The following is a 14219-nucleotide window of genomic DNA, read 5'->3' on the forward strand; positions in this document are numbered from 1 at the left end:
AAAGCCGCTCGACCAACCGCCAACTCCTCCCGGCGGTGTGTGTCGGCGGCTTTTTTGTTTGCCCAGCGGGTTGGGCTGAACCGAAAGGGATCGAAATGAAAAAGCTTTTACTAGGCCTCGCTGCGACAACGGCGCTTGTTTCTCCGGCACTGGCCGAACTGGAACTGGAAAAAGACGAGCTGACCTTTGGCTTTATCAAGCTGACCGACATGGCACCGCTGGCCGTCGCCTATGAGAACGGATATTTTCTGGACGAGGGTCTGTTCGTGACGCTTGAGGCACAGGCTAACTGGAAAGTCCTGCTGGACGGTGTGATCGACGGGCAGTTGGATGGCGCGCATATGCTGGCAGGGCAGCCTTTGGCCGCAACTATCGGGTACGGGACCGAAGCCCATATCATCACGCCATTTTCGATGGACCTGAACGGCAACGGCATCACCGTATCCAACGAAGTTTGGGAAGAGATGAAGCCGAACATCCCCAAGATGGAGGATGGTCGCCCGCAGCACCCGATCAGCGCCGAGGCTCTGGCTCCGGTAGTCGAGAAGTACAAATCCGAGGGAAAACCCTTTAACATGGGCATGGTCTTCCCGGTTTCGACACACAACTACGAACTGCGTTATTGGCTGGCGGCAGGTGGACTGCATCCAGGATTCTATAGCCCCGAAAATGTGACCGGTCAGATCGGCGCGGATGTATTCCTGTCGGTGACGCCTCCGCCGCAGATGCCTGCCACGTTGGAAGCCGGTACGATCTATGGCTACTGCGTGGGTGAGCCGTGGAACCAGCAGGCTGTGTTCAAGGGTATCGGCGTACCGGTGATCACTGACTATGAGCTGTGGAAGAACAACCCCGAAAAGGTCTTTGGCCTCAATGCCGAGTTCGCTGAACAGTACCCCAATACCACTCTGGCCGTGACCAAGGCCCTGATCCGGGCCGCGATGTGGCTGGACGAGAACGAAAACGCCAACCGCCCCGAAGCGGTCGAAATGCTCAGCCGCCCGGAATATGTGGGCGCAGACTATGAGGTCATCGCCAACTCGATGACCGGAACGTTTGAGTATGAGAAAGGCGACAAGCGCGAGGTTCCCGATTTCAACGTGTTCTTCCGCTACAACGCGACCTACCCGTTTTACTCGGACGCTGTTTGGTACCTGACTCAGATGCGCCGTTGGGGTCAGATCGCCGAAGCGAAACCAGACAGCTGGTATGACGAAGTCGCAAAGTCTGTCTACAAGCCCGAAATCTATCTGGAAGCCGCACGCCTGCTTGTCGACGAAGGCCTTGCGAATGAGGCCGACTTTCCTTGGGAGAGCGATGGTTACAAAGCGCCGACCCCAGCCGAGGATATCATCGACGGCATCGCCTATGACGGTCGTACCCCCAACGCCTATCTCGAAAGCCTGTCCATCGGTCTGAAGGGCGATCAGAAGATCGTCGGCTCGGACGTGCAAGGCTAATCCCGAAAATCCGCGCCCGGCATCTGCCGGGCGTGGCCCAAATATTGCCCCGCCATCGCAAGGACAAGATCAGATGACAACGGTCGATCCAGAATTCAACGCAGACGCCGCCCGAGAGGCGCGCCGCGCCCGCCTGTTCACCCGCATCAACGCCGCAGACAAGTGGTTTCAGGTGCTTGGCCTCAGCTGGGCCACCCCTGTTCTGAAGGCTGCCGCCGGAGACAATCCTCGCGCCCAGGTGACCGAGATCTGGCGTTTGCTGATCGTGCCTTTGTTGTCGATCTGTGCCTTCCTGCTTCTGTGGGCGACACTGGCACCGAAAGTGCAGACCTCTTTGGGTGCAGTCCCCGGACCGGCTCAGGTCTGGGAAGAAATGATCAACCTCAACGAGGACGCACAAGCGAAGGCTGCCAAACGCGCCAAGTTCGAGGCTATGGTAGAGAAACGAAACCAGAAGCTGATCGATGCGGGCCGGGCGGATGAGGTCAAGCAAGTCGCCTATACCGGTGCGCCGTCCTACTATCAGCAGATATGGACCTCGATCAAAACCGTGTTCTTCGGGTTCCTGATCGCGACCGTAGTAGCCGTGCCTTTGGGGATCGCCGCTGGTCTGTCCCCAACTGCGAATGCGGCTCTGAACCCACTGATCCAGATCTTCAAGCCGGTCTCGCCGCTGGCATGGCTGCCGATTGTGACCATGATCGTCTCGGCGGTTTACGTCACCAATGACGGCTGGTTCGCGAAATCCTTCCTGATCTCGGCCATCACCGTGACGCTTTGTTCGCTTTGGCCGACTCTGATCAATACGTCGCTGGGTGTGGCCTCCATCGACAAGGACCTGGTGAACGTCTCCAAAGTTCTGAAAATGAACACCTATACCAAGATCACCAAACTGGTGCTGCCCTCGGCGCTGCCGCTGATCTTCACCGGTTTGCGCCTTAGCCTGGGTGTCGGCTGGATGGTTTTGATCGCAGCCGAGATGCTGGCTCAGAACCCCGGACTGGGCAAATTCGTCTGGGATGAATTCCAGAACGGCTCGTCCAGCTCGCTCGCCAAGATTATGGTTGCGGTCTTCACCATCGGCATCATCGGTTTCCTGCTGGATCGGGTGATGTACGCGCTGCAATCCCTGTTTACCTTCACGAATAACCGGTGATCGAGATGAGCATCCTAAGCTTCAAAAACGCCTCGAAATCGTTTGGTGAGGGCACTGCGCGCACGGATGTGCTGAAAGGCATCGATCTGGACGTGCAAGAGGGCGAGTTTCTTGTGATCCTCGGCTTCTCGGGCACCGGCAAGACCACCCTGATCAACCTGATGGCGGGGCTTGATAGCCCGACCAGCGGGGAGGTCACGTTCAAAGGCGCTCCGGTCAAAGGGCCAGGCCCGGAACGGGGCGTGATCTTTCAGAACTACTCGCTGATGCCGTGGCTAACGGTCAGCGGCAACGTGGGGCTGGCGGTTGACACGGTCTTCCCCGGACTTAGTAAGACCGAAAAGGCCGAGAAGGTAGCGCATTATGTGCAGATGGTGGGCCTTAGCCATGCTGCTACGCGCCGCCCGGCAGAACTGTCCGGCGGGATGCGCCAGCGGGTCAACGTGGCGCGCGCCTTGTCGATGAACCCCGAAGTGCTGCTGCTGGATGAACCTTTGTCGGCGCTCGACGCGCTCACCCGCGCCAATCTGGCGGATGAGATCGAACACATCTGGGAAGCTGACAAGAAGACCTGCGTTCTGATCACCAACGATGTGGACGAAGCGATCATTCTGGCCGACCGGATCATTGCCCTGAACCCAGATGGTACGCTGGGGCAAGAGTTCCGCGTGTCGATCCCGCGCCCGCGTGACCGTGGCGCCATGAACAACGATGAGACGTTCAAGCGCCTGCGTGCCGACGTCACCAAATACCTGATGGATGTGGGGATCGAGGCCAAAGTTGAAGGCTCGCGCATCCTGCCCGACGTGACGCCAATTCATGGCGTGCCCACGGCGGTAGCAGAGGCGCAGAAGGGGATGATCCAGGACCGGTTCCTCGACTTTTCACAATTGCACAAGGTCTACCCTACGCCCAAGGGCCCTCTGACCGTGGTCGAGGACTTTGACCTGAAAATCGACAAGGGCGAGTTCATCTCGTTGATCGGCCATTCGGGCTGCGGCAAGTCCACCGTTTTGACCATGGCGGCCGGGTTGAACGGCATCTCGAAAGGCGCGATCAAACTGGACGGTCGTCACGTCGAAGGGGCTGATCCAGAACGCGCCGTGGTGTTCCAATCGCCTAACCTGTTCCCCTGGCTCAGCGCCAAAGAGAATGTCGCGATCGGTGTGGATAAGGTCTACCCAAAAGCCAGCATGGCCGAGCGGCAGGATGTGGTCGAATACTATCTGGAACGCGTTGGTCTGGCCGATGCCATGGACAAATCCGCAAGTGATCTGTCGAACGGCATGAAGCAACGCGTCGGTATTGCCCGCGCTTTTGCCCTGTCTCCCAAACTCCTGTTGCTGGATGAACCTTTTGGAATGCTCGACAGCCTCACACGCTGGGAATTGCAGGAAGTGCTGATGGAGGTCTGGTCCCGCACCAAGGTCACCGCGATCTGTGTGACCCATGATGTGGACGAAGCGATCCTGCTGGCCGACCGCGTGGTGATGATGACCAACGGCCCGCAAGCGACCATCGGCAAGATCACCAAGGTCGACCTGCCACGCCCACGCACACGCAAAGCCCTGTTAGAGCACCCAGATTACTACGCCTACAGGCAGGAAGTCCTCGATTTTCTGGAAGAATACGAACATGGCGCCAAACCCAAAACACCCGCCCCCAAGGCGATTGCAGCGGAGTGAAATCATGAAGCAAAGACTTGTAGTCATTGGCGCAGGTATGGCCTCGGGTCGGGTGCTGGAGCACCTGACCGACGCCGCGCCGGATGCGTTCGACATCACCCTGTTCAACGCCGAGCCGCGCGGGAACTACAACCGCATCATGCTCAGCCCGGTTCTGTCGGGTGAAAAGACGTACGAAGAGATCGTCACACATGATGACGCTTGGTATGCCGAGCGGGGCGTGGCCTGTCGCTTTGGCGAAAAGGTGGAAAAGATCGACCGCGAGATGAAGGTGGTCGAGGGTGCGAACGGCCACGTTCCCTATGACAAGTTGGTGATCGCCACCGGATCTAACCCGTTCATCATCCCTCTGCCGGGGCATGATCTGGAGGGCGTGATTGCCTATCGTGATCTGGAAGACACCCAACAGATGATGGGCATGGGCCCGGATAACAAGGTCGTTGTCATCGGCGGTGGTTTGTTGGGCCTAGAGGCAGCAGCGGGCATGGCTGCGCATGGTGTGGACGTCACGGTGGTGCATATCATGGGCCATCTGATGGAGCGGCAGCTGGATGAAGCCGCAGGGTATTTGCTGAAGAAGTCGCTGGAAGACAAAGGCATCAAGATCTGCCTGCAAGCGAATTCCAAAGAAATCCTCGGGGAAGACGGCAAGGTCCGCGCTTTGTTGCTGGATGACGGGACCGAACTGCCCTGTGATCTGCTGGTCATGGCGGTGGGCATCCGCCCCAATACGGCGCTGGCGCAAGAGGCTGGTCTGGCCACCGGGCGTGGCATTCATGTGGATGACCAGATGCTGACCTCGGACCCGGATGTCTTTGCGATTGGTGAGTGTGTCGAACATGACGGAGAGGTCTTTGGACTTGTCGCTCCGCTCTACGATCAAGCGAAAGTCGCAGCGCAGGCATTGCTGGAGGAAGACGCTGCATTCGCGCAAAAAACCCTCTCGACCAAGCTGAAAGTCACCGGCTGTGACCTATTCAGCGCGGGCGACTTCGCCGAAGGGCCAGGACGTGAGGATATCGTGTTCCGAGACCCCTCGCGCGGGGTCTACAAACGCCTTGTGATCGAAGAGGATCGTCTGGTCGGCGCCGTTATGTATGGCGACACGGCCGATGGCAGCTGGTTCTTTGGCCTGATCAAGGATGGCACCAGCATCGAAGAGATGCGAGAGACACTGATCTTTGGTCCAGCCTATCAGGGGGGCGATACCGCGGACCCTCTCTCAGCCGTTGCAGCATTGCCGCCTGAGGCGGAGATTTGCGGCTGCAACGGCGTATGCAAAGGCGAGATTGTCGAGGCGATCAACGCAGGCGCCGACGATCTGGGCGCGGTTCGTGCAGGCACCAAGGCCAGTGCGTCTTGCGGGACCTGCACAGGGCTGGTGGAACAGGTGTTGCAGGTCACATTGGGTGACGACTTCCAGATGCCAACGGCGCAACCAATCTGCGGCTGCACCGATCTGACGCATGAGGATGTACGTCGTCTGATCAAGGGCCAGGAACTGAAAAGTCAGGCTGCCGTCTGGCAGGAACTTGGCTGGACGACGCCCAATGGCTGCCATGTCTGCCGTCCGGCGATCAACTATTACCTGCTGGCGGATTGGCCGCTGGAGTATCAGGACGACCCGCAAAGCCGCTTTGTCAACGAGCGCAAACACGCCAACATCCAGAAGGACGGCACATTTAGCGTTGTACCGCGTATGTGGGGCGGGATCACCACGCCTGACGAACTGCGCGCCATTGCAAATGCGGCGGACAAGTACGATGTGCCCACCGTCAAGGTTACTGGCGGTCAGCGGATCGATCTGCTGGGCGTAAAGGGCGAGGACCTGCCCGCCATATGGTCAGACCTGAACAAGGCCGGGCTGGTCTCTGGCCACGCCTATTCCAAAGGTCTGCGCACGGTCAAAACCTGCGTCGGCACCGATCATTGCCGGTTTGGCACGCAGGACAGCACTGGGCTTGGCATCAAGCTTGAGAAAATCCTGTGGGGGTCGTGGACGCCGCACAAGCTGAAGCTGGCCGTATCCGGCTGTCCTCGAAACTGTGCCGAGGCGACGTGCAAGGACATCGGCGTGGTCTGCGTCGACTCAGGCTATCAGATCAGCATCGGCGGGGCCGCAGGCATGGACGTCAAAGAGACCGAATTGCTCTGCCAGGTTTCCACCGAAGACGAAGCGATCGAGGTCGTGATGGCCGTCACGCAGGCCTACCGCGAAGGCGGTAAATATCTGGATCGCCTGTATAAATGGTTGGGTAAGGTCGGAATGGACTGGGTCCAAGCTCAGGTTGTTGAAGACCTTGAAAACCGTGCCGCCCTGGTCGCCCGGTTCGAACTGTCGCAGAGCATCTACCGCAAAGACCCGTGGGCGGAACACGTCAAAGAAAAAGCGCGGACCTACGCGCCAATTGCAGATTTCACACTGGAGGCCGCGGAATGAGCTGGATCGACATCGGACATATCGACGAGGTTCCCTTGCGCGGGGCACGTCTGGTCAAGACGCATATTGGCTGCATCGCTGTCTTCCGTACTGCCGAGGCAGAGGTCTTTGCCGCGACCAACAGCTGCCCGCACAAGGGCGGTCCGTTGTCTGAGGGTATCGTGCACGGGCAGTCGGTGACCTGTCCTTTGCACAATTGGGTATTTGACCTGAACACGGGCGAAGCGCAGGGCGCTGATGCTGGCCGCATCACCATCTATCCCGTGCGCCTTGAAGAGGACCGTATCCTGTTGGACGACAGCGCAGTTACCCGGCGGAGCGCCGCCTGATGGACGGAAGTGGTCTACCCGAAGTTCGCTCGACTTGCGCCTATTGCGGGGTCGGTTGCGGTGTGCTTCTGCGACCCGATGGGGCCGGAGGCTTGACTGTTCGCGGTGATCCGGATCATCCGGCGAATTTCGGGCGTTTGTGCTCGAAAGGCTTGGCTTTGGGCGAAACAGTCGGGCTGGAACATCGGTTGCTGGCTCCTCGCGCCTTCGGCCAGGACACAAACTGGGACAAGGCGCTGCAGCTGGTCGCAGATCGGTTTTCCGCTGCAATCAAGAACCATGGACCGAACAGCGTGGCATTTTATGTCTCGGGGCAGTTGCTGACAGAGGATTACTACGTCGCCAACAAGCTGATGAAGGGTTTCATGGGGTCGGCCAACATCGACACCAATTCTCGACTGTGTATGGCATCAACAGTGGCCGGACACAAACGCGCCTTTGGCACAGATACGGTGCCCGGGACTTATGAGGATCTGGACGAGGCTGATTTGGTTGTCTTGGTTGGCTCAAACCTTGCTTGGTGCCACCCCGTTCTCTATCAGCGCGTGATAGACGCACGTCAGGCGCGCGGTACAAGGATTGTGGTTGTCGATCCACGTCGAACAGCAAGCTGCGATCAAGCAGATCTTCATCTGGCGTTGCAACCTGGCAGCGACGTGGCGTTGTTTAATCGACTGCTAACCAGAATTCACCAGACGGGGCATGTGGCAGTGGATTTTCTGGATCGCAGCCATGGGTACATTGAAGCCCTCGAACTCGCCCAGCTTGATGATCCGGATGAGACCGGGCTTACCCCAGATGAAATCGAAGCGTTTTGCGATCTGTGGATTGGAACCGAGCGGGTCGTTACGATTTTCAGTCAGGGCGTAAACCAATCCTCCAGCGGAACAGACAAGGTCAACGCGATCCTGAACTGCCATCTGGCCACCGGGCGGATCGGGCGCGCAGGGATGGGTCCGTTCTCGGTCACCGGTCAGCCAAACGCCATGGGTGGTCGAGAGGTAGGCGGTCTGGCCAACACGCTTGCGTGTCACATGGATATTGAAAACGAGGCCCACAGATCAGCCGTCCGGGACTTCTGGAAAGCACCAAAGATGCCGGAGGAGCAAGGGCTTAAAGCGGTCGACTTGTTTCGCGCTGTCGAACGCGGTCGGATAAAAGCACTTTGGATCATCCACACCAATCCGGCGGCCACCATGCCGGATGCCGACCGGGTGAAGACAGCGATCGAAAGCTGTCCATTCACAGTTGTCAGCGACCTGACTGCCCGGACAGACACGGCGCGTCTCGCAGACGTATTGCTTCCAGCGGCAGGATGGGGCGAAAAAAGCGGCACAGTAACCAATTCAGACCGCACGATCAGCCGACAACGCGCCGTTCTGTCAGCGCCGGGAAAAGCACGCGCGGATTGGGATATTTTGGCCGAGGTGGGCCGCCGCATGGGGTGGACCGAGGCATTTAGCTATAAGACACCGGCGCAGATTTTTCGAGAATACGCTAAGATGACCTCGCTTGCCGCAGCATTTGGCAAAGACTTGGACATTACAGAATTTTCGGACATTGATGACGCGGGCTACGAAGCGCTGAGCCCGACAAGGTGGCCGACGACATCCAGCAAATCGAATGGTCGTTTTTTTGGTGATGCGCAGTTTTTTCATCCTGATGGCAAAGCACGTTTTGTTCCCGTCACCCATCGTTCACCCAAAGCTGCGACTTCTGAACAATACCCGTTTCTGTTGAATACAGGACGAAACCGGGATCAGTGGCACACTATGACCCGGTCTGGGTTGTCTCCGCGTCTTTCGGCCCATTTGGCTGAACCATATGTCGAGGTTAATCCGAAAGACGTTGATCGGTTGGGTATTGGTGCCGCAGATTTGGTCGAGCTCAACAGCGCAGTCGGAAACGGCATCTTTCGACTTCGCATCACCGACACGGTCGCTCCAGGTCAAGTGTTTGCTCCCATTCACTGGACAGGTGAAACGGCACCAACAGCCCGTGTGGATGCGCTTGTTCCAAGTGTAGTTGATCCAGTCTCTGGACAGCCTGAGAGCAAGGCGGCGGCTGTTTCGGTGCGACGTATGAATGCTTCGTGGTACGGTTTCGCCGTGTCGGTCGATGCGGCCTCACCTACGGCAGAATACTGGGCAATGAGCAAAACGGCCAAGGGTTACAGGATCGAGTTAGCAGGGAAGCAAGACATTGACGATTGGGAACAGAAAGCCCGAGATTGGTTTGGACTACCCGATGCCGTGGCGACTTCAATCGAAGATTCCAAACGCGGCTCGCACAGGATCGCGCTGTCAGATGGACAGCGCCTTTTGGCAGCGCTTTTCATTTCCTGCCAACCTATCACGCTAATGCGAGAATATTTGGCAACTTTGCCTGAGGTCTCATTCCATCAGATTCTATCTGGCCGGTCATCTTCTGCGTCTGAAGATTGCGGACCGATCGTCTGTTCGTGTTTCGGCGTCGGGCTAAAAACCATCATCGACGCCATTCAAGAAAAACGGTTGATCAATGTGGACGATATCGGAAATGCCCTTCAAGCTGGAACGAACTGCGGTTCATGCCGACCAGAGTTGGCTGACTTGGTCACCGAGCATTCGAAGTTGAAACGCAAAAACCCGAAGAATTGCCTTCAAGAACAATAAAGATTGGCGCGGGATCTTCGAGCAGAACTGCGGTTTGCTTTAGTTGGCGTTCTAATTAAGCATGGGTTCTGTTCATTCTATACCACATATCCAATTTAGCCTTACTTGGGGACGACGACGGCTTTGCCTTCTATTCCAGAACTCCACCCGTGTCCGAGTTTCGCGTCTGAAGTAAATGTCTCCTCTGACGAGCCGCACTGTAGCTACAGCGCCGAAATTCGCATCGCCACTACGGGCCTCGAGTCAACTGAAGCAAGCCCGCCACCTTCCTTATTTGATGGCGGGTGATATTCGCGCCCAAATTGAGTCAGAGCTTGATCCGGAAGGCTGCAAAGCCGTCAGCACCTTCTCCGGCGTCCTCGATTGTGACTCCCTTGACGTCGCCCATATAGTCTCGTGCTTTTGGGCCGGTCTCGAACAATACAGTCGTGTCCGCAAGCGGAGCAAAAGACCAGTTGGCATCTGCCTTTGGATCAATCGTTCCTTGCTCGACAATGTAGCGCACGATGACATCGCGGTTCGTATCTGGGGCTTCGAATACAATTGTGTCACCCAACGCTCCGGGGAAGGATCCACCGCCTGACGCACGATAATTGTTGGTGGCGATAATGAACTCCATGTCTTCGGTAACCGGTTCGCCGTTGTACGAAAGATTCACAACCCGCGCTGCATCCGGGTTAATCTCTTCGCCTTTGGGTCCGAAGCGCGAGGGTTGGGACAGGTCAATTTCATAGGTCACGCCATCCATGACGTCGAAGTTGTAAGATGGGAATTCCGGGTTCAGCAGGATTGCATCTTTTGAACCCGTTTCAACCTGATTGAACATTCCGGCCGACCGTTCAAGCCAGCCTCTGACTTGCGCACCATTCACGCGGACCGCGCGGACCGTATTCGGATAGAGATACAGATCGGCAACGTTTTTGATGGCAACGTCACCAACGGGAACATCGGTGTAGTATTCCGGACCGCCGCGGCCACCAGCTTTGAAAGGTGCTGCCGCAGACAGGATCGGCAGGCCTTCATGTTCGGTGCCTTTCAACATCTCTTCGACATACCACTTCTGTGCAATTGATACGATTTGGACAGACGGGTCATCCGCGACCAGCGCGAAATAGCTGTGCAGCGGGGCCGAGGTCTTACCAACAGCGCGACGCACATAGGCCAGCGTTTCGTCGTGAACTGTCGCAACCGAGTCGAGGACTCGCTGATCATCTTCGACCAAGGCGGTGATGGATCGGTCTTCGTTCCTTTGGGAAATAGGTCGCGCCTCGGATGTGGTTGTCACCACACGCCATTTATTTCCATCCCGTTCCAGCAGCAGATCCAGTACACCAAGATGCGAGCCCCAGAAGCCGCCCATGACGGCGGGCTTGCCCATCAGTGTGCCTTTTTCAACATCGATGCCGGGACGGTCCGCAAATGTTGGCGACGGAAAGACCAAATGGTTGTGACCCGTGGCAAGCGCGTCGATCCCTTCAACGCCAGCCAGCACGACCGAAGCGTTTTCCATACCGTCTTCATGGTTGGCGTCGCCAATTCCCGAATGCGACAACGCAATGATCAGGTCGCAGCCCTGTTCCTGCATCTCAGGCACATAGGCTTTGGCCGTCTCAACAATATCCCGCGCTTCGACATTGCCCTCGAGATGCTTGCGATCCCAGTTCATAATCTGCGGCGGGGTGAACCCGATCACACCAATCTTGATCGGATGCTTTGTGCCGTCACCCACTTCAATCTCTCGGTCGAGAATGGCGTAGGGTTGAACGAACGTCTTGTCCTCGCGCGGGCTTGCGCCTTTCTCCTTTGCTACGTTAGCCAGAACCACTGGGAAATCCGCACCTGCCAAAGAGGTCTCAAGAAAGTTCAACCCATAATTAAACTCGTGATTGCCCAGTGTGGCCGCATCATAACCAACTGTGTTGAATGCGGTGATTATTGGGTGGCTGTCACCTTCTTTCATACCGCGTTCATAGGCGATGTAATCACCCATCGGATTGCCTTGAAGAAAGTCTCCGTTATCAACCAAAATCGAGTTGGTCGCTTCCGCGCGGATTTCATTGATGATCGAGGCCGTACGGGACAGTCCTACCGTGTCGCGGGGCTTGTCGGCATAGTAATCATAGGGGAAGACGTGAACATGAATGTCTGTAGTTTCCATGATCCGAAGATGCGCTTGGTTGTTGGCCGCGGCAGCAGAGAAAGGATGAAGCGTAACTGCAGCAGCACTCGCAGCTGTCGTGTACAGAAACTGGCGACGCGAAAATAGCGAACGGTTAGAGAACGACATGGGGCACCTCTTAAGTGGGTTGGTCAACGCGTCTTGTTCTGGCTATTCACAACATCCGTATGACACGAGTTGCGAGAACATCTGTCGCGTTATTCATAGGCGGGTGTATTCAATACCATACCCAAATACCCGGATTTTGCTATGGTGTCGCAGGTAGTGAACTTAAGCTTCTCTTTGCTTGATCAAACTAACCCTTAAATTTCCTGAAGATACGAAGTTGAATGAAGCGGAGAGAGCACGACCAGCGGAGCTGTCAGACGAATTCGAACCAGTCTCAGTTTGCCGCGGAAACCGCAAACCTATCCGGAACAAAGCTGACGCCACTCGCCAAGAGCGGCGGCGCGGGTCAGCTTGAAGGTGTCTCGACTGGCTAGCGATCTTTCGTGGTTGAAGTGGTCGTAGACAGAGGAATGGATGGAGGCGAATTTCTGTAGACTTCGCATGCGCCTGAAACGCTGCATCGCTCGTTCGCATCGTCTGAAAGGAAGGTGTGAATTCTCGACGCGGTTGTTGAGCCACCTGCCCGTCTGTTGTTTATCGAGCGCGCCCATTTCTCTGAACGCTGCCTTGTAGGAAGCGAAGCGATCTGTGACGATCTCTTCGGCGCATCCGTACCGCTTCATCAATTTCTTGAGGAATTTCAGTGCTGCAGCTTTGTTTCGACGTTTGGTAACAACCGCTTCCAGCACCTCACCTTCGTGATCAACAGCCCGCCAAAGATAATGCCGCTTGCCACTCACCTTCACAAAAACCTCGTCAATGTGCCACTTCCATTTGGAGAAGGCACGCAGTTGCTGAACACGCTTCCGTCGGTTCTCAGCTGCAAACATAGGACCAAACCTGTTCCTCCAGTATCGGACTGTTTCGTGGCTCACGTCGATGCCTCGCTCATGCAGCAGATCTTCGACATTCCGAAGCGAGAGCGGGAAACGGATGTTCAGCATCACCGCAAGGCAGATGATCTCGGGGCTGGTTTTGAAATACTTGAAAGAGGCAGGATTGGTCATGGGCAAAAGCTACGCAACACCCCGAACCCGCTCAAGCAAAGTTCTTCTGATAAGACCTTAGAAAAATTGAGTTCCGGACCTGTTTTGCAGAATTTCCCGGTAAATTGCCGGCTATTAGGGAAATCCCGCCCAAAGCGAACTCTACAAAATGCGCCACTGAGACTAGGGCTGGAATTGCGCCTTGAATGTACGGTCTGCTCTGTCTCCGATTGAAAGCGCACGCGCCAACGCGCGGGAATTGCGGCACAATTCCGGGTCAGAAAACACAACTGAAGTGAGACAGGTATGAGTGGCGGTGCTGTCAGACGAATTCGAACCAGTCTCAGTTTGCTGCAGAAACCGCGAACCTATCCGGAACAAAGTTGACGCCACTCGCTAAGAGCGGCGGCGCGGGTCAGCTTGAAGATGTCTCGGCTGGCTAGCGATCTTTCCTGGTTGAAGTGGTTGTAAACGGAAGAGTGGACGGCGGCGAACTTCTGCAAACTTCGCATGCGCCTGAAACGTTGCATGGCGCGTTCGCGTCGTCGAAACGGCAGGTGCGAGTTCTCAACCCGGTTATTGAGCCACCTGCCCGTCTGCTGTTTTTCGGTAGCGCCGAGCTCTCTGAGCGCGGCTATGTAGGAGGCGAAGCGATCCGTCACGAAGTTTTCCGCTTTACCGTGCTGCTTCATCAATTTCTTGAGAAATTTCAGTGCTGCAGCCTTGTTTCGGCGCTTGGTGACAACTGCTTCCAGCACTTCACCTTCGTGATCAACAGCCCGCCACAGATAATGTCGCTTGCCATTCACCTTTACGAAAACCTCGTCCACGTGCCACTTCCATCTGGAGAACGCACGCAGTTGCTGACAACGCTTTCGTCGGATCTCAGCTGCAAACATTGGACCAAACCTGTTCCACCAATATCGGACTGTTTCGTGGCTCACGTCGATGCCTCGCTCGTGCAACAGATCTTCGACATTCCGAAGCGAGAGCGGGAAACGGATATACAGCATCACCGCAAGGCAGATGATCTCTGGACTGGTTTTGAAGTACTTGAAAGAGGCAGGTTTGGTCATTCCTAAATGCTATGCAACCGCCCTGCCCCGCTCAAGCAAAGTTCTTCTGACAAGACCAATGAGCGCTCTGCTGACGCACGCTAGCCGCTACACAAAAGATGCTGCAACTGCGCATTGATGCTGCGTCAGCAATAGCCGCAACTGCA

At 56.4% G+C, this 14219-nt stretch carries 9 protein-coding genes; 6 read left to right on the top strand and 3 right to left on the bottom strand.

Annotation, left to right across the window (positions count from 1 at the left end; translation table 11 throughout):
* Positions 1-95 precede the first annotated feature (95 nt).
* The 6 genes from GS636_RS12570 to GS636_RS12595 all read left to right on the top strand — a co-directional run bounded on the left by GS636_RS12570 (position 96) and on the right by GS636_RS12595 (position 9724).
* Complete coding sequence (locus tag GS636_RS12570) at positions 96-1460, top strand: CmpA/NrtA family ABC transporter substrate-binding protein (protein WP_171091877.1); 1365 nt, start codon at positions 96-98, stop codon at positions 1458-1460.
* Positions 1461-1533: 73 nt separating this feature from the next.
* A complete protein-coding gene (locus GS636_RS12575; RefSeq protein WP_171669692.1) occupies positions 1534-2616 on the top strand; it encodes an ABC transporter permease in 1083 nt (360 codons plus the stop codon).
* Positions 2617-2621: 5 nt separating this feature from the next.
* The gene (locus GS636_RS12580) at positions 2622-4301 is read left to right on the top strand and encodes an ABC transporter ATP-binding protein (protein WP_171669693.1); all 1680 of its coding nucleotides are present in this window, start codon (positions 2622-2624) and stop codon (positions 4299-4301) included.
* Positions 4302-4305: 4 nt separating this feature from the next.
* A complete protein-coding gene (nirB, locus tag GS636_RS12585; RefSeq protein WP_171669694.1) occupies positions 4306-6741 on the top strand; it encodes a nitrite reductase large subunit NirB in 2436 nt (811 codons plus the stop codon).
* Entirely contained in the window at positions 6738-7070 is a 333-nt protein-coding gene (nirD, locus tag GS636_RS12590) for a nitrite reductase small subunit NirD (RefSeq protein WP_171091868.1), read from the top strand. The genes nirB and nirD overlap by 4 nt, the downstream gene beginning before the upstream one ends.
* A complete protein-coding gene (locus GS636_RS12595) occupies positions 7070-9724 on the top strand; it encodes a nitrate reductase (protein ID WP_171669695.1) in 2655 nt (884 codons plus the stop codon). The genes nirD and GS636_RS12595 overlap by 1 nt, the downstream gene beginning before the upstream one ends.
* 307 nt (positions 9725-10031) lie before the next feature.
* Here GS636_RS12595 and GS636_RS12600 read toward each other — a convergent pair whose 3' ends face one another.
* The 3 genes from GS636_RS12600 to GS636_RS12610 form a co-directional block, all read right to left on the bottom strand.
* Positions 10032-12011: a bifunctional 2',3'-cyclic-nucleotide 2'-phosphodiesterase/3'-nucleotidase gene (locus GS636_RS12600; protein ID WP_171669696.1), complete on the bottom strand. Its 1980-nt coding sequence runs from the start codon at positions 12009-12011 to the stop codon at positions 10032-10034.
* 299 nt (positions 12012-12310) lie between these two features.
* Positions 12311-13018, bottom strand: coding sequence for an IS6 family transposase (locus GS636_RS12605; protein WP_171669697.1), 708 nt, complete (start codon positions 13016-13018; stop codon positions 12311-12313).
* A gap of 347 nt (positions 13019-13365) precedes the next feature.
* Positions 13366-14073, bottom strand: coding sequence for an IS6 family transposase (locus GS636_RS12610; RefSeq protein WP_171669698.1), 708 nt, complete (start codon positions 14071-14073; stop codon positions 13366-13368).
* Positions 14074-14219: the final 146 nt, after the last annotated feature.

The sequence above is a fragment of the Ruegeria sp. HKCCD4884 genome (assembly GCF_013110855.1).
GTDB lineage: Bacteria > Pseudomonadota > Alphaproteobacteria > Rhodobacterales > Rhodobacteraceae > Ruegeria.

What these genes read in the sequence shown, in the direction of transcription:
- GS636_RS12570 (WP_171091877.1), top strand. Translation starts at nt 96, where the DNA reads ATGAAAAAGCTTTTACTAGGCCTCGCTGCGACAACGGCGCTTGTTTCT.
- GS636_RS12595 (WP_171669695.1), top strand. Translation starts at nt 7,070, where the DNA reads ATGGACGGAAGTGGTCTACCCGAAGTTCGCTCGACTTGCGCCTATTGC.
- GS636_RS12580 (WP_171669693.1), top strand. Translation starts at nt 2,622, where the DNA reads ATGAGCATCCTAAGCTTCAAAAACGCCTCGAAATCGTTTGGTGAGGGC.
- GS636_RS12610 (WP_171669698.1), bottom strand. Translation starts at nt 14,073, where the DNA reads ATGACCAAACCTGCCTCTTTCAAGTACTTCAAAACCAGTCCAGAGATC.
- nirB (WP_171669694.1), top strand. Translation starts at nt 4,306, where the DNA reads ATGAAGCAAAGACTTGTAGTCATTGGCGCAGGTATGGCCTCGGGTCGG.
- GS636_RS12575 (WP_171669692.1), top strand. Translation starts at nt 1,534, where the DNA reads ATGACAACGGTCGATCCAGAATTCAACGCAGACGCCGCCCGAGAGGCG.
- GS636_RS12600 (WP_171669696.1), bottom strand. Translation starts at nt 12,011, where the DNA reads ATGTCGTTCTCTAACCGTTCGCTATTTTCGCGTCGCCAGTTTCTGTAC.
- nirD (WP_171091868.1), top strand. Translation starts at nt 6,738, where the DNA reads ATGAGCTGGATCGACATCGGACATATCGACGAGGTTCCCTTGCGCGGG.
- GS636_RS12605 (WP_171669697.1), bottom strand. Translation starts at nt 13,018, where the DNA reads ATGACCAATCCTGCCTCTTTCAAGTATTTCAAAACCAGCCCCGAGATC.